The sequence below is a fragment of the Nitratireductor sp. ATLC21 genome (genome assembly GCF_057196525.1).
Map to the genome: position 1 here is coordinate 853,109 of NZ_JBXUOU010000001.1, position 20,746 is coordinate 873,854.

A 20,746-nucleotide genomic window follows, 5' to 3' on the forward strand; every position below is an offset into this window, starting at 1 on the left:
GGGTGCGCGCCTTGACTGGAAACACCGCCAGGCGACAAAAGTTCCGCAGAAAAATCCTTCGCGAAGATCTCCGCCTTTCAGGTTCAGGCCAGGCGGAGCTTCAGCGCTGCCAGCCCTGGGCGCCGATCAACGGTACGAAGGACACCGGCGCGAGAACCTCGGTGCGAAAGTCGGTTTCCCCTTCACGCACGATGCAATTGAGCTGCTGGAATCCTGCAGCAGAGCCCACCGGCATGACGAGCCGCCCGTTGAGAGCGAGCTGCGCTTTCAGCGCCTCCGGCACACGCGGTCCTGCTGCGGCCACGATGATGGCGTCGAACGGAGCTTCCTCCGGCAGCCCCAGCGTCCCGTCACCCACGACGATGCTCACATTGTCGAGGTAGCCCACATCTGCCAGGCGCCGACGCGCGGCGATCGCAAGTGAATCGTGACGTTCAATCGAAAAAACATGCCCGGCGATCCGCGACAGGACGCCCGTGGAATAGCCCGAGCCCGTACCCACCTCCAGAACCCGGCTTTCCGGTTTGAGCTCGGCAGCCTCGGTCATCAGGGCAACGATATAGGGCTGCGATATGGTCTGCCCGTCACCAATGGGCAGCGCCCCATCCTCATAGGCGAGTTCGGCGAGATGCTCCGGCACAAACAGGTCGCGCGGCACTTCGGCCATTGCATCGAGCACTGTTTCGGAGACGATGCCACGCCGTCTCAACACCGCCAGCATCGCGCGGCGGCGATCCTCGTTCTGCTCGGAGTTTTGTTTGTTACTCAAACCTGTCTGGCTTCGATCATGAAGAAAAAGCGAGCTCTATAATGCCGCCAAACCCCTCTCAGCGTCCATCCTTACGGCCATGAACATATGCATGGCAGCGCATGCAGCGTGCATAGCTCCACCGGTGGGGCCAAAGATTCCGTTTGAAATACAATGAATAAAAGATTGGTGGGTGATACAGGGCTCGAACCTGTGACCCGCTGATTAAGAGTCAGCTGCTCTACCAACTGAGCTAATCACCCGACCATTTCGGGCGGCGATCAGGTCGCCGTCAACCGAATGACCGGCTCCTTAAACGGTTTCGGCCACGCATGCAAGACACTCTGACATGAGTTTGTCACTTATTGCTCAAATCAACAGTTTCCCTTCCGCCACGCGCACCGCATGACCGCCGATCCGGGCAGAAGTGATCGCGCCGTGGTGGACGTCGACTTCAAGGCGGATGCTGGAAGGCCGCCCCATTTCAATGCCTTGCTCGATCAGGAACCCATGCGCTCCATCGACAAGCGCATCATGCTGCATGATCGCACCTGCAAAGGCAGCCGCCGCCGATCCTGTTGCCGGATCCTCGGGAATCCCGTCATCAGGGGCGAACATGCGGACATGAAATGCGTGATCGTGGTTGACCGTCTCCCGGCAGTAAACATAGGGAGCGGCAGACGGTCCCTCCATCGGAGGGAGAAGCGAACGCCACAGGCCAGCATCGAGCCGCGCACGGCGAGCCACCCCCAGATCGGCCACCGGCACACAGACATAAGGCACACCTGCACTCCAGGTGCTGATCGTGTGGTTCTCGAAGCCGATTTCGTGATGACCAAGCCCAAGCGCCGCCGCCACCGCTTCCGGCTCTATGGGGAACGGGAGCGACATTGGAAGCCTGGGCAGATCGAACTCCGCATAGGCCGCCCCCTTCCCTGCCGTCACAGCGCAGCGCACTGGCCCTACCGCCTCCTCCAACATCACGATCGAAGTCTGGGGAGCGCCACTTGTCTTAGCTGCCCGCTCGGCAAGAGCAATCGCAGCTCCCACCGTGGGATGGCCGGCGAAAGGCAATTCCGTACGCGGCGTGAAGATACGGAGGCGTGCAGTGTGGTTCTTGCTCGCCGCCTGTCCGACAAAAACGGTCTCCGACAGATTGAACTCCCCCGCGATCCGCTGCATCGCCGCATCGTCCAGCCCGTCCGCATCCAGCACCACGGCCAATGGGTTTCCTGAAAGTGGCTCATCGGAAAAAACGTCGTAAATATAATAGTTTCGACCAGTCATTTCGCCTCTCACAGAAAAATTCATCTCACCGCGGCAATGTGGCAGGGCTCGCCGTGCTTCGCCATCTTTTGCCCACTTTCCTCATACCACGTCAGAACGAAAGGGGGGCGCCGCAAACAACAGGCGACCATGGACATGACCAACCATGAAGTTGACGGGCCGGCAACCGCACAGAACCGGGAGAAAAACACCGCCCTCAACCCTAAACGCCGCCGGTGGCCCTTGCTCCTGACAGGTGCAGCAATTCTGGCAACGGGTGTCTGGGTTCTCGCCGGCACCCAGTCAGGTCAGAGAGACAGCGCTTACACGGTACAACCCGTCCAGCGGGGTGATCTCGTCGTTCAAGTGGCAACAACAGCGGTTTTGCGGCCTCGCACTCAAGTCGAGATCTCAAGCGAATTGAAAGGCACAGTCCATTCTGTTCCCGTGCAACAGAGCCAGCGCATCCGCCGCGGCGATATACTGGCCACGCTCGATTCTACAGTGTTCGAATATGCCGTGGAACGGACAGAAGCGTTTGTGGCAACGGCAAAGGCAAGCCTGTCCGACGCGGAAATTTCCTTGCGCGAAGCCGGGCGCAAGCTCGAAAGAGCCATGGCGCTAAAAGCAAGAAATGCCCTTAGCGAACAGAAGTTGGAAGATATTCAGGCCGAGCATGACCGCGCCGAAACCCGTGTCGCCACCGCACGCGCCGATCTAAAGGCCAAAGAGGCCGATCTCAAACTGAGACGCTTTGACCTCGCCCGGACGACCATCCGCTCGCCGATCGACGGAGTGGTTCTGGCACGCAAGGCCGAACCCGGCAAAACCATATTTGCCTCCTCCGATGACGGCGTACTCTTCATCTTGGCTGAAAATCTGGACCAGATGGAACTGGTCGCGAAAATCAACGAGGCCGACATCGGGGCGGTGCGAAGCGGACAAGAGGCGAGTTTCACCGTCGAGGCCTATCCCGATGAGAGCTTCAGCGCAACAATCCGCAATGTTTCGTTTGAACACACGAACGAAAACGATCTGGTCACCTACGAGGCGAATCTCGACGTACGCAACACCGATCTAAAACTGCGTCCGGGCATGACAGCCTCTGTTTCGATCAGAACCAACGCAGTTCGCGACGCTCTCCTCATTCCCACCAGCGCCCTGCGCTATCGGCCCCGTATCCTGGAAGACCTATCCTCTCCGGCCGCATCCGAAGGCTCAAACGATCTCGTGCTCGTCCACGTGCTTGAGAACGGCAAACCACAAGCGGTCCGCGTGAAGCTTGGTGTACGCAACTGGGAAAAGGCCGAGGTTATCTCCGGCCTCTTGGCTGGTCAGGAGGTCATCACCGGCGAGCAGTTCGGTGCGTTGACACAATGAATGCGCCGCCCGGGTCTTCCCCGCTTCTTGCCTTCTCAAAGGTCTGGCGCAGCTATGGCGAAGGCGACATGCAGATCCATGCGCTGTCGGATGTCAGCTTCCAGATCGAGAAAGGATCGTTTGTGGCGGTCACCGGGCCATCGGGTTCGGGGAAATCCACCGCAATGAACATTCTGGGCTCGCTCGACACCCCCTCGCGTGGCGACTACTATTTTAACGGAACTGACGCTGGTCGCCTGGACAAGGGAACTCGCGCCGACCTGCGCAACCGGCACATCGGCTTTGTGTTTCAAGGCTACAATCTGCTGCCAAGAACCACCGCTCTCGAGAACGTGGAGCTACCTCTTGTGTATCGCGGTCTGTCGGCCCCCAGACGCCGGACCTTGGCGCGAAGAGCATTGGCGCAGGTCGGGCTTGAAGGGCGTGAGCATCACACCCCAAGCGCTCTCTCGGGTGGTCAGCAGCAACGGGTCGCGATTGCCCGCGCACTCGTCTCGGAACCGACCCTGCTCGTGGCCGACGAGCCGACCGGAAATCTGGACACCGAGCGCAGCCATGAAATCATGACGCTCTTGACCGATCTCAACCGGCAGCAGGGCCTGACCATTGTGATGGTTACACACGAAGCGGATATCGCAGCCTTTGCCGGGCGGCAGATCGGCTTTCGGGACGGGCGGATCGCTTATGACAGTTGCGATGAGGGAATGGGCTGATGCTGCTTGAGTCGGTTCGCTTGGCGCTTCTCTCCGTCGTCCGCAACAAGATGCGCTCCTTTCTCACACTGCTCGGAGTGATTATCGGCGTCGCCGCGGTGATCGCGCTGCTGACGATCGGTGGCGGCGCGCGGGAAAAAATTCGTTCTGAGATGGCCGGTCTTGGAAGCCGCCTTATCTTCGTTTTCGCCGGCATGCCCAGGGATCCATCCATGCCGGCCGTCGCGACAGCACGCGCGCTGACAAACACGCATCTACTCTCTCTCGAGAAGACCATCGGCCCTTACGGGATCGTTGCCGGGCATGCAGAGACCCGTCTCCGTGTTTCCTATGGAGCGCGGGGACTTTCTGGTCAGATTCTGGGCGTTAGCCGCGCCTATTTCGGACTCCGCGACTGGTCGCTAAAACGGGGACGCTTGCCCACAGCCGTGGAACTGGCCAGCAATGCCAGCATTTGCGTGGTTGGTAGCAAGGTGTCAGAAGCGCTTTTCGGTGTGGAGAATCCGATCGGCGCACGCATTCGGCTTGGCTCGTTCCACTGTCGGATTGTCGGCGAACTTTCCGCCAGGGGAGCCTCATTTTCCGGAGATCAGGACACTATCGTGATGATGCCGCTCGGGTTGTTTCAAACCCGCATCAGCGGAAAGAACGATGTTGAGCAGATATTGATCAACGCACCCAGCGAGGCATCTATCCCTACCCTCAAGGCAAAGGTGGCGGAGGAGATGCGCCGTCTCCGCCGAATTGCACCGGGACGGAATGATGACTTTCAGGTTGAGGACATGGCCGAATATATGCGCCAGGCGAGCAGCATTATTGGCAATGTCACGGCGATACTCGGCGCGATCGCCGCCATCAGCCTTCTGGTCGGCGGAATAGGCATCATGAACATCATGCTGGTATCGGTAACCGAGCGCACCCGCGAAATCGGCATCCGCATGGCCATCGGTGCGCGCCAGCGTGACATTCTGGTTCAGTTCCTGACAGAAGCCTCCGTTCTGTCACTGCTTGGAGGTGTCATCGGGATCGGCATCGGCCTTGGCATCGCCTGGGTCGTAACCGCTCTTATGAATGTGGATTTCGTGCCCAGCCTTGCCGCCATCACCGCGATCGCAACAGTTTCTATGTTCATCGGCATCGTCTTCGGCTTTTTCCCCGCCCTACGCGGCGCCCGTCTTGATCCGATCGATGCCCTTCGGCACGAATAAACGTTGTTGCCGGCTCTCCGCCCGATCAGGTTATGTCGAGTTGAACCACCACCGGACAATGATCGGAAGCTTTGGGGCGATCCCAGCCCACGCGGGGAAAACGGGGTACATCCTGCTCCGGTGGAAAGATCGTGCGCCATGGCTGGCCGGAGCGGATGATCTCAGGTACTGCCCGTGGATTGCGCTCGGCGAGCGCTTTTGAGGCAAGAAGATAATCGAGCTGGCATAGATGTCGTTCTTCGGGCCCTCTGGTGTGATAAAGCGTCCAGCGATCCATTTCAGGTCGGCGCTCCACCAGATTCTCGCAGAAGCCGCCAGCGGTCAGCGTGTTGACGCTGGAAAGCGTTTCCTGCACAGGCTCAAAATGATATCCCTCATGCGCTTCTCCGGAAATGACCAGGCGCTCGCGATAATCGTTCAAATCGCCGCACACCACCCAGCGCTTCGAAGATGCCCGCGCGGCGCCGCCGAAACGCTCTTCGATAATGCGGCGGACCGCAGCCGCCTCAGCCATTCGCACCGGCATCGAGGCAGTGCGGCCATCCATCCCATTTCGTGGCGGGCTCATCGCCTTGAAGTGCACGACGTAGAGCGTCATGGGGCGGCCAGCGATCTTGATGTCCAGCTCCAGACAATCCCTGCGGAAAATGCGGTCCTGCGGTTCGATACCAAGGTCAGCCAGAGCGTCGTTGTAAAGGTCCAGGTCCGAGAAGGTCACATGGGCATGACTGGTCAGGCGCTCGAATTCGATCGGCTGGCCATGCGCAGTCATCGGCCGCATCATCACCGCCACATCGATCCCGCGTGAATCGTTCCCCGACGCCGAATACTTCTCCCGATAACCGTTCCCGATCATCTTGAAGAGATAGCCGTACTCGAATGCCTTGAGTGCGGCGAGATTGTCGACTTCCTGAAGGCACAGAATGTCTGCACGGGTCGCTGCGATGGCAAGCGCAGTCAATTGCCTCGCATCGTCCGTCAACGCTACGGCTCGCGCCTGTTCGAGCGCGCGATAATGCGCTTCATCCTCGATTTCATAGAGCGATAGCGCGCGATCGCGATGCAGATCGTTGCGGAAACCGGAGAAATCGAACCGGTTCATCAGATTTTCAACGTTGAAAGTGGCAAGCCGCAGCGACATGCATGAACGTTTAAACGCTCGAGCACGGATTACAAGCCTGAGCTCGGTGCAAAAAACCGGCAACTTCTCCATTCATCGCGCGTTCATGGAGATTATGCTTGCTTCTGATAGTATAAGCATCTCTGACATTGCTTGTTGGATGGGATGAAGGGGCTTTTTGGGGTCTGGAAACCAGGAGACCACTATGAAACACGGACTGACAAGAATCGCGTGCTCGGGCCTGATCGCCCTTGGCTTCGCTTTCGTCGGCGCACCTGCAAATGCCAATACACTCGGTATCGCTGGAAGCGCGACTTCCGGAGCGGTAGAGCGTTCGGCTGTAGAAACGCCTGTAACGCAGGTAAATCACCGCAACCACAGGAAATGGCGCCACCATAAACAACGCCGCCACTGGAACAGGCATCGCCCGCGCGCAGGATTTTACCTGGAGTTCGGCCGGCCAGCTCCCTATTACTACCGTCCTGGCTACGTCCGCCCGCGTCCCGCGCGCCCCTACTACGGCCAGCCAGTGAGACTGTCACGTGCCCATGTGCGGTGGTGTTACAATCGCTATCGCTCCTACCGCGCGTCGGATAACACGTTTCAGCCCTACCACGGCCCACGCCGGTCCTGCCGTTCGCCGTACTACCGTTAGGCAACGGCGAGATTTCTGGCTTTGGCGCGGGATCGACCGCGCCATTTTTTTTCAGCCTGTCCTGTCGCACGGACTTGAAACGATCTTTAGGACAATTTGGCTTTTCAACTCCCGCTAAGCAATCCAGAATTCCGACTGCTATCTGGAGTTGTTATTGATGCGTTGTTTTAAAGTCATTCTTGTCGTGGCGTTTTGTTTGGTCGGCACACAAATGGCGGCTGCTGGCAAATTGCTCGCGGCCACCAGCAGCCGCATATGCCTGGACAGCTGGAACGAACGCCGCGCGATGCGGCATCTCTTTCCCGGCCGAATGCAGTTGACACTGGGCGACATGCATCGTCGCCATTGGATAGAGCGTTGCCGCACTGCCTATCGCTTAAATCATCGCACCGATCCCTCATGGTCGCCCTGGCATGATCCGCATGGCCGCTTTGCGGGCTATTTCTTCGGTTTCAACGATGTGTACGGTCCAGGTCGGCCATTGTTGAGACCACGCCATGGAGCGCGATCGTTCTACTGGCGCTATGAGCCAGCGCAGCGCACGGGGGTGGCACGCCCATATCCGAGCCATAACGCGCGCGCCGCGCATCTGGCTTGGTGCGGCGGGAAATACCGTTCGTTTCGCGCTTCAGACAACACCTTCCAGCCCCATCGCGGTCCACGCAAACGCTGTGTATCGCCTTACGGCCGATAGGCTGGCTACCTGAAAAAGAGATGCGAGCCTCACCCGCGAAACAGCGCCCGATAAGCTCTTGGGGTCATGCCTCGCAAAGCCTTGAACTGCCGGTTGAAATTGGCCAGCGAGTGATAGCCGACCGCTGCAGCCACGTGCCCGATTGGCTGATCATTTGAGGAAAGCCGCATGCAGGCTTCACCAATGCGCAGCCGCATTACGTAGTCCGAAATGCTGGTGCGCGTATGCCGGCGAAACAGACGATGCAAACCGGAGGAACTGAGCGCTGCAATCTTGGCCAGCTCCGCGTTGGTAATCCGCTCCGCGTAGTGGGTATGAATATGCAAAAGAACGCGATCTATCCGTTCGCGGTCGGCCCGATCGAGATCACGCGCCGCCACCGTGCTTGCAAGAGGTTCCGCATCCGTGTCTGCTGCCAGAAGCAGCAATACCCGCACCAGCGCCAGAAACCGCTCGGCCAACTCCGCCTCGAAAAGTGCCTCGATCAGGGGCCGCGCCCGTGCGGAAACCTCTGCCGAAAAGGCAAGTCCGGTCTCTGCGCGCGACAAGAGCCCTTCTATGGGGCGCAGCTCCGCAAACCCCTCCCCCAGTGCCGCCGCCCATTCGTGACGAAACCACATGACCAGCGCCACATGGGGTAGAGAAGGGTTCCGCCGCGACCGGGAAGCCCATGTATGCGGCAGGTTCGCGCCCACCAGAACCAGATCGCCATCGTCATATTCCCCCACATGATCGCCGACGAAACGCTGCCCCACGGAATTCAGTGTCAGCGTCAACTCGTATTCGGGATGATGGTGCCACTCGAAGGGAATACCATCCTCGAGCCGACGATTGAGCATACTCCAGGAGGCACCCGGCACCTTGGGTAATGTCTCAAGAAAAGGCCTCATCCAGCGCTCCACAGCCTCAGAAGGCCATAATCGTATCAATATCGGCCACGAGAGTACAACATCGCCCTGGGGGCCGCGGTATTCTGATCCCTGTAAGTAGGAATATTCGGGAGGAAACCATGCAAGAAGCGGCCATCAAGCGCGATGCGCACCCCTCAACCAGCAAGGTTGGCACGCAGCTTAAGGACATCAAAAAGACACTGCCACTGCGTGTGCTTTCTGAAGACGACTGGCAGCATTGGATCACGAAGGGCTACGTCATTGTACGTCAGGCCGTGCCCCGCGAGAATGTCGAGCGTCTGGTGGAGCTCCTATGGGAGTTCGACGAAAAAGACCCCAAAGACCCGGCGACCTGGTACGCTCCGCAGCGCCGCGAGCATAAAATGAAAGAGCTCAACAACACCGGCATGCTGGAGATCTACAATCACCAGTATCTGTGGGATAATCGTATGGAAAAGCGCGTCTACGATGCCTTCGTCGACATCTGGGACCGCGAAGACCTCTGGGTCACCATCGACCGTGCCAATCTCAACGTGCCGAAGAAAGCCCCCGGCAATCCCAACGGCTTCATCCACTGGGATGCCGACACATCGCTCCGCCCCCTGCCAATCGGCGTTCAGGGCGTCTTGAGCCTGAAGAAGCAAGACGGCGATGTTGGCGGTTTCCAGTGCATTCCCGAGCTCTTCGAGCATTTCGATGACTGGGTGAAGACCCAGCCCGCCGACCGCGATCCCATGCATCCGGACACGACTGGTTTCAAGATCACCAACATCGACATGGAGGCAGGAGACCTGTTGATTTTCAACTCGCTCCTGGCACATGGCGTGCGCCCCAACCATTCGAAGGACCGGGTTCGGATGGCACAATACATCTCCATGCACCCGGCCGAATTCGAAAATGAGCAAGAGCGCCTCGAACGCATCCGCCTCTGGCGCGAACTCGACCACCCCAAGCGCGACGCCTTCCCCGGTGACCCACGCGAATGGGAAAAGAACAACGCAAAGACGGCGAAGCTCACGGAGCTGGGAGAGAAGCTTCTGGGGCTAACGGAATGGGATTGAGACGTGAGATCACGAAAAGGGTTTGCCGTCCGAGGCGAACCCTGGCCGTCGCATAGTTGAAAAGAAGCAGCAGGGTTCAGGACTTGTCTGTTTCGATGGGAGGCAAACCGCTTCCCTCTGGGCAGGGATAAGGCTTTGTTATGCCTGCCCGCTTTGTCCGTCTTCGTCACCCCATGAAGAAGGCCAAACACAAATTTGCCGCAAACACTGAATAACAAGGCAGGTATAGAAGAATTAAATACTTTAAAGAAGAATGGCTTTATGCAATGAATAGAATATCATTTTCACTTATATCAATTATTCTAATAAGCGGATCTGCACTTGCGGCAGGTGATACTTCCATTCTTGATCGTTTCGAAGTGAGCGCTGAAGAGATAACAGTGGACGACACCAACGTTATGCATGCCAGCGGCAATGTCGTCCTAACTGATGAGCGCACAGAAATCCGTCTGGACAAGGCCAAGATCTCCTTCGAGGACGGCAAAACCATTATTGATGCGATCGTCGCAAAATAGGCTAACCGTGCCGGACGGGATTTACGTCCGGCACCCGCCCCCTCACGCAAACGCCACGCCGATCTCCGTCTGGCTTCGCCAGCGAATGACCGCCCGGCGCACGCGATCGTTGCCTTCGATCTCTACATAAACTTCATCGGGAATGACCCAGTATATCGCCACGCATCCGGCCGAACACGGAAACGAGGAAGAACACCTCCGCCTCTGGCGCGAACTCGACCACCCCAAGCGCGACGCCTTCCCCGGCGACCCGCGCGAATGGGAAAAGAACAACGCGAAGACGGCGAAGCTCACGGAGCTGGGGGAAAAGCTTCTGGGCCTTGAACCCTGGCCGCTAACAGCCTGAACAGGCTAGTCAATTCACGACAAACCAAGGCCCTGGGCATATATATCGTCACTCTCCTGTCAGCGCATGCGCTCCTGGCAGGAGAGGACTGATGTCGAACCCTTTTGACAGGGTCACAACGTCTGTCTCGGTGTTGATCAGACAGACGAGCACGGGACGATAGGCGTCCGTCAGTCGCGGACCGGCCACCACCGCCACGTCATAGCCTGGCACCCCACCGACGTCCGGCAAGACAATCGGATTCTGCCAGGTCTCGCGGGCCGCCTCGCCGCAACGCGAACTCACCTCCATCTGCCTCTCGAACTTGATGGACACGTCTTCAGCTGAAGCCATTCCGGGGAAAAGGAACAAGGGTAAAAATGCAAATTTACAAAATAAGCGCATTGCAAAACCGTTTTAATAAATACAAAAATCATGCGCTCTATACTGGTTTGAATGGATGTTTTCATCAAGTAAAAATAATATAACTATTTACCAAAGCGATATTATTATCTTGAATTATGCAAAAACATAAAGTAAATTTTCATGTAGGGCAAAAATTTACCCAAAGGCAACTCCGATCTCCGTCAGGCTGCGCCAGCAGATCTTGGCCCGGCGCACGCGATCGCTGCCCTCAATCTCGACGTAAAATTCATCCGGCACGGCACAGATGTCGCAGAAGCGGATGCGCGCGCCGCTCTCGCTGAGATCACGCACCATACCCAGAAGCATGCAGGCGCCGTTGTTCCAGAAGAGCCGGGCACGTCGCTCCACGGGATCGCGCGGTTCGTTGCGACGCTCGGTCGAAACCGTGCGCCCGGAAGGTAATCGTCTTTCCGCGTCCGAAATCATCACCATCTCCTCGCATTTGCCCACTTCTGGAGGACCACGCAGCGAAAATTGTGCCAGCATGTCCGTTTCATGGTGGGACAGGCAGATGAAGGACCGGTAAAGAAAAAGGCCGCGGGCGATGCCGCGGCCTTCTCTCTGAGACTTTGGGAAAGATCAGTTCTTTTCCTTGTCCACCAATTTGTTCTTGGAAATCCACGGCATCATGCCACGCAGCTTCTCGCCGACTTCCTCGATCGGATGCTCGTCGTTCAGGCGACGGGTCGCCTTGAAGCGGGCTGCACCGGCGTGCCACTCCTGCATCCACTCGGTGGTGAAACGGCCGGACTGGATGTCCTGCAGAACGCGCTTCATCTCTGCCTTGGTCTCTGCCGTGATGATGCGCGGGCCCGTGACATACTCGCCCCACTCTGCGGTGTTGGAGATCGAGTAGTTCATGTTGGCAATGCCGCCCTCGTAGATGAGGTCGACGATCAGCTTCACTTCGTGCAGGCACTCGAAATAAGCCATTTCCGGCGCATAACCACCCTCGACCAGCGTCTCGAAGCCGGCACGGATGAGCTCGACCAGACCACCGCACAGAACCACCTGCTCACCGAAGAGATCCGTCTCGCACTCTTCGCGGAACGTGGTCTCGATGATGCCCGAACGGCCGCCGCCAACACCGCAAGCATAGGAGAGCCCGAGGTCCAGCGCATTGCCGGAAGCATCCTGGTGAACGGCAACCAGGCACGGTACGCCGCCGCCCTTCTCATATTCGCCGCGCACGGTGTGGCCCGGGCCTTTCGGCGCAACCATCAGCACGTCGACCGTCTTCTTCGGCTCGATCAGGCCGAAATGCACGTTGAGGCCATGCGCGAAGGCAATGGCCGCACCGTCGCGGATGTTCGGCGCGATCTCGGAATTGTAGATGCCGGCCTGCAGCTCGTCAGGCGTGGCCATCATCATCAGGTCGGCCCAAGCAGCCGCCTCGGCCACCGACATCACCTTCAGACCATCGGCCTCGACCTTTTTGGCGGTTGCCGAGCCCGGACGCAGCGCAACAGCGATGTCCTTGGCGCCGGAATCCTTCAGGTTCAGCGCGTGCGCGCGGCCCTGGCTGCCATAACCGATAATGGCGACCTTCTTGCTCTTGATGAGATTGAGATCGGCATCGCGATCATAATACACACGCATACTCAGTTCCTTTCCTGATCCAACTTGGTGTTGTTCGTTTTCGACTGCCTAGGTCCTGTCCCGGCTTGCCGTCTCTTCTTTTCGCACCCCAAAAAGCACGAAAAACTGCTCCACCGCCTCCTCCGCGAGCGCGGCGTGATTGTCCGGCCGGCGCACACCGGCCTCGCCCAAAAGCATGCGCACGTGAAGGTCGCGCACGATCAGGCCGTAAAGTGTGTGATAAGCAGCATCTCGGTCGTGATAAGCAATCAGCCCGCGCTGTCGCCCCGCTTCCAGCAACGCTCCCGCGCGCTTGTCGATGCCGCGCCGCCCCCGCTCGATGAGAAGCGCGCCCAGCCGGCTGCCTTCGCGGCTCACCTGCCCGATCGCCAGCCGGTTGAGTGCCAGCGAAACGTCTCCGCTCAAAACCTGCAGAAGATCATTGGCGAAATCCACCAGATGCGCACGAAAGCGGCCATGGTCCAGCTTCTCGCCTCCGTCTATCCGGGCGCGCACCTTGCTCGCCTGATGGGCGATCATCGCGGCCAAAAGCCCGTCGCGGTCGCCAAACCATTTGTACAGGCTTTCCTTCGAGCAATTGGCCGCACGCGCCAGCCCTGCGGTTGTCAGCGCGCGCTCCCCGCCCTCCACCAGAAGACCGAGCGCCTTGTCCAGAACCGCGCGTTGGCGGGGCGTGAATTCGTCCTGCATTTCCGGCATGTGGCGCACGAAGGTGATGTTTCCTGTTTCTGATCGTACCGTACGGTACGGTTCTGTCATATGAACCGTCGGATTGCAAGCAGGTTCGTGAGCAACAAGGTCCCTCTTCGACTACGCGACCAGGACAGGCAGGAAAAGCCCCGCATCCGGGCGAGATGCAGGGGCCATAGATTCATTCCATTAAGGTTGAGCGCGCTCGCAGCGACGCAACAAAAAGCCTATTCAGAAAACGCACGGGGTTTTCAGCGCCCGCACTGCCGCATCTGCTGTGCGTAGCGATTGGCCATGCCGGCGGCTTTTCGGGCGGAATTTTGCATATGAGGACTGCTGCGCCACACCCCGCGCCGATATCCCGCATGCCCCGCATAATAGTTGAGATAAAGTCCATAGGCGTCATTGAGAGCAACACCGTTGGTCCTGTGGCTGGTCTGGTGGTACCAGCCGACAAAGTCGACGGCATCGGCAAAACTCGTGCGCCTCGCCATCAGATTCCCGGTTTCGCGCTTGTAGCGCTCCCATGTTCCATCGAGCGCCTGCGAATAGCCATAGGCACTCGAAGCGCGCTTCCAGGGTATGAAACCAAGCAACTTCCGGCGCGGCGGGCGTGCATCGGCGTCAAAACCGGATTCGATCCGGATCGTCGCCATCAACACCTCTGCAGGGACACCATATTTTCGCTCGGCGCGCTTGGCCTGCGTGTACCAGCCACCGAAAAAGCCCTGCTTCTGATCGAAGACGGTACAAACATTGTTGATGCTGCGCGGCGTCGAAGCACAGCCTGCCAACGCCAGCGCGAGCAGCATGATCACTGCAACTATACGCATGGAACACCTCAAAACCCGCATCCCCTGCATAGGCTGGCGAATCCTAAGAAACCCTATGCGCAAGCGTTAACGCTCTGGGCGATTCCGTGACGAGGTGCGGCTCAGAGAGAGCAAAACTCACCCTTCGCAAGCGCGCATGAAGCGACGGACGGTTTGTGCCATGCCATGTTCCAGCGCATCGGCAGTAAGCCCATGCCCGATAGAGACTTCACAAAGGCCGGGAATGCGGCGCGCCAGTGCAGGAAGGTTCGCCACTGTCAGATCGTGGCCCGCATTGACACCGAGCCCGATGTTCGCGGCGGCGTCCGCCGTTTTTCCGAGCTTTTCCAGCTCGATAGCCGCCTTTCCGGAATCATCATGGCAAGCGCCATATGGCCCCGTGTACAATTCGATCCGGTCGGCTCCGAGCGCGGCAGCGTGCGGCACCTGCTCCGGATCCGGGTCGGCAAAGAGCGAGACCCGAAAGCCCTGCTTTTTCAGCCGCGCGATAATGGGCTGAAGAAACTCGCCCTGCCCGGAAAAATCCCAGCCATGGTCCGAGGTCGCCTGCGCCGGGTCGTCCGGCACCAGCGTCACCTGTTCTGGCTGGTGCTCTTCCACGAGAGCAAGAAATTCCTCAGCGGGATACCCCTCGATGTTGAACTCGCGGTCGGGAAATTCGTCATCCAGCAACGCCCGGATCTCCGGCAGGTCGGAAAAGCGGATATGCCGCTGGTCCGGTCTGGGATGGACCGTCAGCCCGCTGGCACCCGCCTCCAGGGCAATACGGCCAAGTCCCGTAACGCTCGGCCATGGCAGGTCGCGCCGATTGCGCAGCATGGCAACAGCATTGAGATTGACGGAGAGTTTTGCCGGCATTGTCGATTTCTGCTTTCTAAGACGTTTTGGATCGTCCCCGCTCCATAGCGCGATCAGGCGGGAACGGACAGGCCCAGACAGCGTTGATAATGCAGGCAGAAGCGGTCAGGAGAGAATAATGACCATCAACGACACGCCTCCGAATGTCCGACGCATCGAAACCACGCGCGAGGATGCCTATGCTTTCGAAGTTGTGGGGCACATCACGGCAGCCGACGTCGAGAACCTCTATGGCCTTCTCGAAGGCGCCTATGAGGTGCATGACAAGATCGATCTTCTGGTCATCATTCATGACTACGAAGGCTTTGATTGGCAGGCTGCCTTCAAGGAACAGACAATACTGGGCAAAACCCACGCGCTGAAGCACATTCGCAAATATGCTGTGGCAGGTGGACCGGGCTGGATGGGCACGACGATCGCCCTTTTTCGCCCGTTCTTCACCATGGAAATGGAATACTTCCCTTATGAAAAGGTCGAAGAGGCGTGGAAATGGCTGGGTGCCGAACCCGCATCTCCACCAGCGTGATCGGCGCTAACGTAAATCCGATAAAAACCGAAGCGCTCTACCGCACGATGGTCAGGCGTTCGGCAGCGCGGGTAATCGCCGTATAGAGCCAGCGCTGGCGGGTGTCGCGGAAGGAATAACTCTCATCAAAGAGCACCACCTCGTCCCATTGCGAGCCCTGCGCCTTGTGCACCGTCAGTGCGTAGCCGTAATCAAAATCGTCAAACCGCTTCTTGGTCTGCCAGGGAATCTCCGCCTCCGGATCTTCAAAAGCCGCCTTCAACAGCTTGATCTTGGACACACCGCGGTCGGGATCGTCTTCTTCGGGAGAAACCAGAAGATTGATGCCCGGCTTCACTGTCTCCTTCGATGAAGTCATCACCTTCCACAGCGACCCGTTGAGCAGCCCCTTGGCCGGGTCATTGCGCAAGCATACGAGCTTGTCTCCAGCTTGAGGATAGACAGCATCAAAACCCTTCAACTCGCGCAAGCGCTGGTTGTAGCGCCGACGTGTACGGTTGGTTCCCACCAAAACCTGATCGGCCGAGAGGACCAGATCCTGATCGACTTCAGCCTTGGAAATCACCTTGGCAGCCCCATAATCGCCATAGGCAATCTCCCGCCCCTCCCGCACATCGAGCGCAAGCTGAATGATGGGGTTGTCCCTTGCTTGCCGATGGATCTCCGTCAAAAGATGATCTGGTTCATGCTCGGTGAAAAATCCGCCTCCCGAAATCGGCGGGAGCTGGCCGGGATCGCCCAGAACCAGGATGGGTGTTCCAAACGACATGAGGTCCCGCCCGAGCGCCTCGTCAACCATCGAACATTCGTCAATGATCACCATGGCTGCCTTGGCGATGGGACTCTGCCGATTGAGCGAGAATGTGGGAGAAATGGACGTACGCCCGGTCAGTTCATCCTCCACCTCCTCCTCTCCACGCGGACGATAGATCAGCGAATGGATGGTGCGGGCATTGGTGGCACCGCGCGAGCGTAAAACCTGGGCGGCCTTGCCGGTAAAGGCAGCAAACTGAACATCGCCGTCCACATGTTCGGCGAAATAGCGCGCCAGTGTCGTCTTGCCCGTTCCAGCATAACCGAACAGACGGAAAATCTGGCTTTGACCGGCCTTGAGCCAACGTGCCACGGCGTTGAGCGCAGCATCTTGTTGCGGGGAGAATTCCATAGGGTCCAGAAAGCAGATTCGCTCCCGCCTGAACAGGCCGCACCGGAGCTATTGATTAGGGGAAAAATTCCGGCCTGGCCATGTGGTAACCGGAGGCTCCGGCATGACATCCTCACCCAGATGACTTGTGAGGTAAAGGACGTCGTGCCAGAGCTCGACATCTCCCCTGTCGCTTAATACCCGCAGCATGACAAGATAGCGTTTACGCGCTCTCACACCACAAACCGGAGGAGAACGCAGACTGTATTGCCTGCGCCAGCGCTGGGCACGCTCCCGAACCACGTAATAACCGTTTCCTGCAGGGTCTTCGAAGCTCGCCTCGATGATCATGCCGTGACGGAGTGGGCGAACTTCCTTGACCGAAAGATCGTACCGGATCTCCGCCTTGGTGTGGTCAACGGTAAAACCGCCCCCAACGATGTTGAGCAGAGGTTTCTCGGCTGGCGGCTCGTAGGTGAACCAACCGATGGCGAACAAAACGATCGAAACAGCAAATGTGCACAGGAACAACCGCCAGGTCACTGTGGCTTCATCAAGCCTCGCCATTCGACCACTCCGCCGCGCTGCGGGAAGCGGCAAAGATAGCCGGCTAATATGATGTATGCAAGCACGGAGGTTTGATCGCCTCCGCTATAACTCGTCCTGGAGGACAAACTTAAGCAGATGGCGCGAGAGCATTTTGCAGTCAGGTGGAATCACCTGACGTCCGCATAAATGCGGAAAAACAAGAAGATTGAGGGTCCTTTGTGCGTCCAAGAGGACGCACGGCGCGCTAGCGCAGCATCGGCCACAGTGTCGCGGCAAGCGCAATGCCCATGGCTATGTTGAACCATTTGAGACGAACGGGGTCGGCCAGAAACCCTCGCAACGCAACGCCGAAACCGGCCCATACCGATACGCTTGGGAAATTGACGATGACGAAAGCGAAAGCCACCAGAAAGACCGTCAGAAACGGTGCCGCAGGATCCGTATAGACCGCCATCGCAGTCAAAGCCATGACCCAGGCTTTGGGATTGACCCACTGAAAGGCAGCCGCCTCAAGAAATGTCATCGGCTCGGCCTTGCCATTCCCGGCCTCGCCCAGCGCCCGCGACATCGCAATGCGCCAGGCAAGATAGAGGAGATAGGCACCGCCGGCGACCTTCAAAACGGTATGGAGCCCCGGCACCGCCGTGAGCACCGCTCCAAGACCGAAGCCAACGGCCAGAAGCAGCGAGGCGAAACCACCGGCAATGCCGAGCATATGTGGAATCGTACGCCGAAAGCCAAAATTCACGCCGGAGGCCAACAGCATGAAATTGTTTGGTCCCGGCGTAACGGAGGAAACAAAAGAGAAAACCAGCAAGGCGAGGAAGACATCAGGTGACATCCGTTTGCTCCCACACAGCAACCAGAAGAAGACAGGAAGGTCAGCATTATTGACCTGGTTTCCGACACAGGCCATGTGAAACTTGTCCCCATGCGTCGAAAAATTGTCCCTCGCCCTGGCCGGCGCCTTACATTCCCTCCGGTCCCCTGTTCATCGCCGCAACGCCCGTGCGACACACCTCCACCAGGCCGAGCGGCTTCATGATCGCGATGAATTGCTCGATCTTCGAAACCCGCCCGGTAATCTCGAAGATGAAGTGCTCTGTATTGGCGTCGATCACCTGAGCACGGAAAGCGTCGGCGAGGCGCAGAGCCTCCACACGGTCGTCTCCCTGCCCCCTCACCTTCACCAGCGCCAGCTCCCGCTCCATCGGCCGGTCATGGCCACGCTCGTCGGCCACCACCGAAAGGTCGACCACGCGGTGAACGGGCACAATGCGCTCGAGCTGATGCTTGATCTGCTCAAGAACATGGCCGGTGCCGCGCGTGACGATCGTGATGCGCGAAAGATGCCGCTCATGTTCGGTTTCTGAGACGGTCAGGCTGTCGATGTTGTAACCGCGGCCAGAAAAAAGGCCGATGACGCGGGCGAGAACACCCGGTTCGTTGTCCACGAGAACCGCCAGCGTGTGTGTTTGGGCAGCTTCGGTTTCCTTGGTTATGAAATAGGCAGAGCCGGTGGGTTGTAGTTGCGCGTTCATTGCGTGAATCTCTTCTGCAAAACCATTGTGTAACGGACTGAAATCAAAGCGTCTTGCCACATTCAGAAAGACGCCTCGACACCATCAGACCAACTGCCGGCCCTCTTCGTCGATCGCATTGGCCACCGCTTCGTCACTGGCTTCATCGGGAAGCAGCATCTCGTTGTGCGCTTTGCCGGAGGGGATCATGGGGAAACAGTTTGCAAGCGCTGCAACGCGGCAATCGAAGATCACCGGCTTGTCCACCGAGATCATCTCGCGGATCGCATCGTCAAGCGCAGCCGGCTTGTCACACATGATACCGTGACACCCATAGGCTTCGGCCAGTTTGACGAAATCGGGCATCGCCTCGGTGTAGGAGTGCGACAGGCGGTTTCCATGCAGAAGCTGCTGCCACTGACGCACCATGCCCATATACTGGTTGTTCAGGATGAAAATCTTGATCGGCGCGTTGTGCTGAACCGCCGCGCTCATTTCCTGAATTGTCATCTGCACCGAGGCGTCGCCGGCAATGTCGATCACTAGCGCATCTGGATGCGCGATCTGCACACCAAGCGCGGCAGGCAGGCCATAGCCCATCGTGCCAAGTCCGCCAGACGTCATCCAGTGGTTGGGGGCTTCGAAGCCGAAATGCTGCGCCGCCCACATCTGGTGCTGGCCGACCTCGGTCGTCACATAAACGTCCCGATCCCTGGTCAATTCGTAAAGCCGCTGGATCGCATACTGAGGCATGATCACATCCTCATTCGGCCTGTAAGCCAGAGAATCGCGAGCCCGCCAGATGTCGATCTGCGTCCACCAGGGTTTGAGCGCGGCCTTGTTGGGTTTGGCGGTTGCCCGCCACAAGCGCACCAGATCCTCGAGAATGCGTCCGGCATCGCCGATGATCGGCACGTCAACCCGCACATTCTTGTTGATCGAAGAGGGATCGATGTCGATGTGAATCTTACGCGAATTCGGCGAGAACGCGTCGAGACGCCCGGTGATGCGATCATCAAAACGCGCACCGACACACAACATCACATCGCAATCATGCATCGCCATATTGGCTTCATAGGTTCCGTGCATGCCCAGCATGCCGAGCCAATTGGCGCCGGAAGCCGGATAGGCTCCCAGTCCCATCAGTGTCGAAGTGATCGGGAAACCCGTGAGATCGACCAGTTCACGAAGCAAATGGCTTGCTTCCGGCCCGGCATTGATCACACCGCCGCCTGAATAGATCACAGGCTTCTTGGCATGCGCCATCAATTCGATCGCGGCCTTGATCTGATTGATGTCGCCCTGCTCCTGAGGCTGGTAGCTGGTACGAGGCGCCGTCTGCGGCGGGGTGTAAGTGCCCTTGGCGAACTGGATATCCTTGGGAATATCCACGACGACAGGTCCGGGGCGCCCCGTGGTCGCCACGTGAAAAGCTTCATGAATGATCGCTGCAAGCTGGTTCACGTCCTTCACAAGCCAGTTGTGCTTCGTGCACGGGCGGGTGATGCCCACCGTATCGCACTCCTGAAAGGCATCCGAACCGATCAGCGCAGTCGGCACCTGCCCGCTGATGCAAACAAGCGGAATGGAATCCATCAAGGCATCCTGCAGCGGCGTCACCGCATTGGTGGCGCCCGGCCCGGACGTCACCAGCATCACGCCCGCCTTACCGGTGGCCCGAGCATAGCCTTCGGCCGCGTGCCCTGCCCCCTGTTCATGGCGCACCAGGATGTGCCGGACCTCTTCCTGCTGAAAGAGCTCGTCATAAATGGGAAGCACGGCGCCGCCCGGATATCCGAAAATATTCTCGACCCCGTTATCCTTGAGCGCCTGCACAACGATTTCCGCTCCCGTCATCTCGTTGTGGGCGGATGTATCCGCTGCTGGCTCCGACACTGCCTTGTTCATCTTGGTCTTTCCGTTCTGTCTACCGGCTCGTTCTGTCAACCGGCGAAGTTGGTTTAGCCGCCCCGTGCCCCCAAGGAAACACCGGGCCAATAAAAAAGGCCCCCGAAGGAGCCTGTGT

Annotated in this window: 24 protein-coding genes, 1 tRNA gene and 1 pseudogene; 9 read left to right on the plus strand and 17 right to left on the minus strand. The window is 58.4% G+C overall.

Annotation, left to right across the window (positions count from 1 at the left end):
* Positions 1–100 precede the first annotated feature (100 nt).
* From AC2CHD_RS04155 to AC2CHD_RS04165, 3 genes are all read right to left on the minus strand, one after another.
* On the minus strand, positions 101–769 hold the full coding sequence (locus tag AC2CHD_RS04155) for a protein-L-isoaspartate(D-aspartate) O-methyltransferase (protein WP_484552679.1): 669 nt from the start codon (positions 767–769) through the stop codon (positions 101–103).
* Positions 770–935: 166 nt separating this feature from the next.
* A tRNA-Lys gene (locus tag AC2CHD_RS04160) sits at positions 936–1,011 on the minus strand.
* Positions 1,012–1,117: 106 nt separating this feature from the next.
* Positions 1,118–2,035, minus strand: a complete 918-nt coding sequence (locus AC2CHD_RS04165) for a PhzF family phenazine biosynthesis protein (protein WP_484552680.1) — start codon at positions 2,033–2,035, stop codon at positions 1,118–1,120.
* A 135-nt stretch (positions 2,036–2,170) separates the two neighbouring features.
* On the opposite strand from AC2CHD_RS04165, the gene AC2CHD_RS04170 reads away from it, so the two are divergent.
* From AC2CHD_RS04170 to AC2CHD_RS04180, 3 genes are read left to right on the plus strand one after another with little or no spacing between them, the layout of a single operon-like run.
* The gene (locus AC2CHD_RS04170) at positions 2,171–3,394 is read left to right on the plus strand and encodes an efflux RND transporter periplasmic adaptor subunit (RefSeq protein WP_484552681.1); all 1,224 of its coding nucleotides are present in this window, start codon (positions 2,171–2,173) and stop codon (positions 3,392–3,394) included.
* Positions 3,391–4,107: an ABC transporter ATP-binding protein gene (locus tag AC2CHD_RS04175; protein WP_484552682.1), complete on the plus strand. Its 717-nt coding sequence runs from the start codon at positions 3,391–3,393 to the stop codon at positions 4,105–4,107. Before AC2CHD_RS04170 ends, AC2CHD_RS04175 begins: the two co-directional genes overlap by 4 nt.
* Positions 4,107–5,315: an ABC transporter permease gene (locus tag AC2CHD_RS04180; RefSeq protein WP_484552683.1), complete on the plus strand. Its 1,209-nt coding sequence runs from the start codon at positions 4,107–4,109 to the stop codon at positions 5,313–5,315. Before AC2CHD_RS04175 ends, AC2CHD_RS04180 begins: the two co-directional genes overlap by 1 nt.
* A 25-nt stretch (positions 5,316–5,340) precedes the next feature.
* On the opposite strand, the gene AC2CHD_RS04185 is transcribed toward AC2CHD_RS04180, so the two are convergent.
* Positions 5,341–6,456: an endonuclease/exonuclease/phosphatase family protein gene (locus AC2CHD_RS04185; RefSeq protein WP_484552684.1), complete on the minus strand. Its 1,116-nt coding sequence runs from the start codon at positions 6,454–6,456 to the stop codon at positions 5,341–5,343.
* A gap of 184 nt (positions 6,457–6,640) precedes the next feature.
* Between AC2CHD_RS04185 and AC2CHD_RS04190 the strand changes: the two genes are divergently transcribed.
* Positions 6,641–7,090 carry a BA14K family protein gene (locus AC2CHD_RS04190; RefSeq protein ID WP_484552685.1) on the plus strand — a complete coding sequence of 150 codons (450 nt, stop codon included), beginning with the start codon at positions 6,641–6,643 and terminating at the stop codon, positions 7,088–7,090.
* Between the two features lie 151 nt (positions 7,091–7,241).
* Here AC2CHD_RS04190 and AC2CHD_RS04195 read toward each other — a convergent pair whose 3' ends face one another.
* Positions 7,242–7,436: a hypothetical protein gene (locus AC2CHD_RS04195; RefSeq protein ID WP_484553245.1), complete on the minus strand. Its 195-nt coding sequence runs from the start codon at positions 7,434–7,436 to the stop codon at positions 7,242–7,244.
* On the opposite strand from AC2CHD_RS04195, the gene AC2CHD_RS04200 reads away from it, so the two are divergent.
* Positions 7,422–7,784: a BA14K family protein gene (locus AC2CHD_RS04200; protein WP_484553212.1), complete on the plus strand. Its 363-nt coding sequence runs from the start codon at positions 7,422–7,424 to the stop codon at positions 7,782–7,784. The genes AC2CHD_RS04195 and AC2CHD_RS04200 overlap by 15 nt on opposite strands.
* A gap of 29 nt (positions 7,785–7,813) precedes the next feature.
* Here the strand turns inward: AC2CHD_RS04200 and AC2CHD_RS04205 are convergent, their stop codons facing one another.
* Positions 7,814–8,674, minus strand: coding sequence for a helix-turn-helix domain-containing protein (locus tag AC2CHD_RS04205; RefSeq protein ID WP_484552686.1), 861 nt, complete (start codon positions 8,672–8,674; stop codon positions 7,814–7,816).
* 119 nt (positions 8,675–8,793) lie between these two features.
* On the opposite strand from AC2CHD_RS04205, the gene AC2CHD_RS04210 reads away from it, so the two are divergent.
* The 3 genes and pseudogenes from AC2CHD_RS04210 to AC2CHD_RS04220 all read left to right on the plus strand — a co-directional run.
* Complete coding sequence (locus AC2CHD_RS04210; RefSeq protein WP_484552687.1) at positions 8,794–9,735, plus strand: phytanoyl-CoA dioxygenase family protein; 942 nt, start codon at positions 8,794–8,796, stop codon at positions 9,733–9,735.
* Between the two features lie 380 nt (positions 9,736–10,115).
* Entirely contained in the window at positions 10,116–10,250 is a 135-nt protein-coding gene (locus AC2CHD_RS04215; RefSeq protein ID WP_484552688.1) for a hypothetical protein, read from the plus strand.
* A 142-nt stretch (positions 10,251–10,392) separates the two neighbouring features.
* A pseudogene (locus AC2CHD_RS04220) lies at positions 10,393–10,596 on the plus strand (phytanoyl-CoA dioxygenase family protein); the annotation flags it as partial.
* 48 nt (positions 10,597–10,644) lie between these two features.
* Here AC2CHD_RS04220 and AC2CHD_RS04225 read toward each other — a convergent pair.
* From AC2CHD_RS04225 to AC2CHD_RS04250, 6 genes are all read right to left on the minus strand, one after another.
* Positions 10,645–10,929, minus strand: coding sequence for a hypothetical protein (locus tag AC2CHD_RS04225; RefSeq protein ID WP_484552689.1), 285 nt, complete (start codon positions 10,927–10,929; stop codon positions 10,645–10,647).
* A 207-nt stretch (positions 10,930–11,136) separates the two neighbouring features.
* A complete protein-coding gene (locus tag AC2CHD_RS04230) occupies positions 11,137–11,487 on the minus strand; it encodes a PilZ domain-containing protein (RefSeq protein WP_484552690.1) in 351 nt (116 codons plus the stop codon).
* Positions 11,488–11,580: 93 nt separating this feature from the next.
* Positions 11,581–12,600, minus strand: coding sequence for a ketol-acid reductoisomerase (ilvC, locus tag AC2CHD_RS04235; RefSeq protein WP_223021030.1), 1,020 nt, complete (start codon positions 12,598–12,600; stop codon positions 11,581–11,583).
* 48 nt (positions 12,601–12,648) lie between these two features.
* Positions 12,649–13,299, minus strand: coding sequence for a TetR/AcrR family transcriptional regulator (locus AC2CHD_RS04240; protein WP_484553213.1), 651 nt, complete (start codon positions 13,297–13,299; stop codon positions 12,649–12,651).
* Positions 13,300–13,541: 242 nt separating this feature from the next.
* The gene (locus AC2CHD_RS04245) at positions 13,542–14,123 is read right to left on the minus strand and encodes a transglycosylase SLT domain-containing protein (protein ID WP_484552691.1); all 582 of its coding nucleotides are present in this window, start codon (positions 14,121–14,123) and stop codon (positions 13,542–13,544) included.
* A gap of 117 nt (positions 14,124–14,240) precedes the next feature.
* A complete protein-coding gene (locus AC2CHD_RS04250) occupies positions 14,241–14,981 on the minus strand; it encodes a pyridoxine 5'-phosphate synthase (protein ID WP_484552692.1) in 741 nt (246 codons plus the stop codon).
* Positions 14,982–15,099: 118 nt separating this feature from the next.
* Between AC2CHD_RS04250 and AC2CHD_RS04255 the strand changes: the two genes are divergently transcribed.
* A complete protein-coding gene (locus AC2CHD_RS04255; RefSeq protein ID WP_229448934.1) occupies positions 15,100–15,507 on the plus strand; it encodes a SpoIIAA family protein in 408 nt (135 codons plus the stop codon).
* A gap of 37 nt (positions 15,508–15,544) precedes the next feature.
* On the opposite strand, the gene AC2CHD_RS04260 is transcribed toward AC2CHD_RS04255, so the two are convergent.
* The 5 genes from AC2CHD_RS04260 to AC2CHD_RS04280 all read right to left on the minus strand — a co-directional run bounded on the left by AC2CHD_RS04260 (position 15,545) and on the right by AC2CHD_RS04280 (position 20,628).
* Positions 15,545–16,672, minus strand: a complete 1,128-nt coding sequence (locus AC2CHD_RS04260) for an ATP-dependent DNA helicase (RefSeq protein WP_484552693.1) — start codon at positions 16,670–16,672, stop codon at positions 15,545–15,547.
* 48 nt (positions 16,673–16,720) lie between these two features.
* The gene (locus tag AC2CHD_RS04265; protein WP_484552694.1) at positions 16,721–17,218 is read right to left on the minus strand and encodes a hypothetical protein; all 498 of its coding nucleotides are present in this window, start codon (positions 17,216–17,218) and stop codon (positions 16,721–16,723) included.
* Between the two features lie 226 nt (positions 17,219–17,444).
* Positions 17,445–18,041, minus strand: a complete 597-nt coding sequence (locus AC2CHD_RS04270) for a LysE family translocator (protein WP_229448931.1) — start codon at positions 18,039–18,041, stop codon at positions 17,445–17,447.
* Between the two features lie 127 nt (positions 18,042–18,168).
* Positions 18,169–18,741, minus strand: coding sequence for an acetolactate synthase small subunit (gene ilvN, locus AC2CHD_RS04275; RefSeq protein WP_223021038.1), 573 nt, complete (start codon positions 18,739–18,741; stop codon positions 18,169–18,171).
* A gap of 84 nt (positions 18,742–18,825) precedes the next feature.
* The gene (locus AC2CHD_RS04280; protein WP_229448930.1) at positions 18,826–20,628 is read right to left on the minus strand and encodes an acetolactate synthase 3 large subunit; all 1,803 of its coding nucleotides are present in this window, start codon (positions 20,626–20,628) and stop codon (positions 18,826–18,828) included.
* Positions 20,629–20,746: the final 118 nt, after the last annotated feature.

What these genes read in the sequence shown, in the direction of transcription:
- AC2CHD_RS04165 (WP_484552680.1), bottom strand. Translation starts at nt 2,035, where the DNA reads ATGACTGGTCGAAACTATTATATTTACGACGTTTTTTCCGATGAGCCA.
- AC2CHD_RS04170 (WP_484552681.1), top strand. Translation starts at nt 2,171, where the DNA reads ATGACCAACCATGAAGTTGACGGGCCGGCAACCGCACAGAACCGGGAG.
- AC2CHD_RS04175 (WP_484552682.1), top strand. Translation starts at nt 3,391, where the DNA reads ATGAATGCGCCGCCCGGGTCTTCCCCGCTTCTTGCCTTCTCAAAGGTC.
- AC2CHD_RS04180 (WP_484552683.1), top strand. Translation starts at nt 4,107, where the DNA reads ATGCTGCTTGAGTCGGTTCGCTTGGCGCTTCTCTCCGTCGTCCGCAAC.
- AC2CHD_RS04185 (WP_484552684.1), bottom strand. Translation starts at nt 6,456, where the DNA reads ATGTCGCTGCGGCTTGCCACTTTCAACGTTGAAAATCTGATGAACCGG.
- AC2CHD_RS04190 (WP_484552685.1), top strand. Translation starts at nt 6,641, where the DNA reads ATGAAACACGGACTGACAAGAATCGCGTGCTCGGGCCTGATCGCCCTT.
- AC2CHD_RS04200 (WP_484553212.1), top strand. Translation starts at nt 7,422, where the DNA reads ATGCATCGTCGCCATTGGATAGAGCGTTGCCGCACTGCCTATCGCTTA.
- AC2CHD_RS04195 (WP_484553245.1), bottom strand. Translation starts at nt 7,436, where the DNA reads ATGGCGACGATGCATGTCGCCCAGTGTCAACTGCATTCGGCCGGGAAA.
- AC2CHD_RS04205 (WP_484552686.1), bottom strand. Translation starts at nt 8,674, where the DNA reads ATGAGGCCTTTTCTTGAGACATTACCCAAGGTGCCGGGTGCCTCCTGG.
- AC2CHD_RS04210 (WP_484552687.1), top strand. Translation starts at nt 8,794, where the DNA reads ATGCAAGAAGCGGCCATCAAGCGCGATGCGCACCCCTCAACCAGCAAG.
- AC2CHD_RS04225 (WP_484552689.1), bottom strand. Translation starts at nt 10,929, where the DNA reads ATGGCTTCAGCTGAAGACGTGTCCATCAAGTTCGAGAGGCAGATGGAG.
- AC2CHD_RS04230 (WP_484552690.1), bottom strand. Translation starts at nt 11,487, where the DNA reads ATGCTGGCACAATTTTCGCTGCGTGGTCCTCCAGAAGTGGGCAAATGC.
- ilvC (WP_223021030.1), bottom strand. Translation starts at nt 12,600, where the DNA reads ATGCGTGTGTATTATGATCGCGATGCCGATCTCAATCTCATCAAGAGC.
- AC2CHD_RS04240 (WP_484553213.1), bottom strand. Translation starts at nt 13,299, where the DNA reads ATGCCGGAAATGCAGGACGAATTCACGCCCCGCCAACGCGCGGTTCTG.
- AC2CHD_RS04245 (WP_484552691.1), bottom strand. Translation starts at nt 14,123, where the DNA reads ATGCGTATAGTTGCAGTGATCATGCTGCTCGCGCTGGCGTTGGCAGGC.
- AC2CHD_RS04250 (WP_484552692.1), bottom strand. Translation starts at nt 14,981, where the DNA reads ATGCCGGCAAAACTCTCCGTCAATCTCAATGCTGTTGCCATGCTGCGC.
- AC2CHD_RS04255 (WP_229448934.1), top strand. Translation starts at nt 15,100, where the DNA reads ATGACCATCAACGACACGCCTCCGAATGTCCGACGCATCGAAACCACG.
- AC2CHD_RS04260 (WP_484552693.1), bottom strand. Translation starts at nt 16,672, where the DNA reads ATGGAATTCTCCCCGCAACAAGATGCTGCGCTCAACGCCGTGGCACGT.
- AC2CHD_RS04265 (WP_484552694.1), bottom strand. Translation starts at nt 17,218, where the DNA reads ATGGCGAGGCTTGATGAAGCCACAGTGACCTGGCGGTTGTTCCTGTGC.
- AC2CHD_RS04270 (WP_229448931.1), bottom strand. Translation starts at nt 18,041, where the DNA reads ATGTCACCTGATGTCTTCCTCGCCTTGCTGGTTTTCTCTTTTGTTTCC.
- ilvN (WP_223021038.1), bottom strand. Translation starts at nt 18,741, where the DNA reads ATGAACGCGCAACTACAACCCACCGGCTCTGCCTATTTCATAACCAAG.
- AC2CHD_RS04280 (WP_229448930.1), bottom strand. Translation starts at nt 20,628, where the DNA reads ATGAACAAGGCAGTGTCGGAGCCAGCAGCGGATACATCCGCCCACAAC.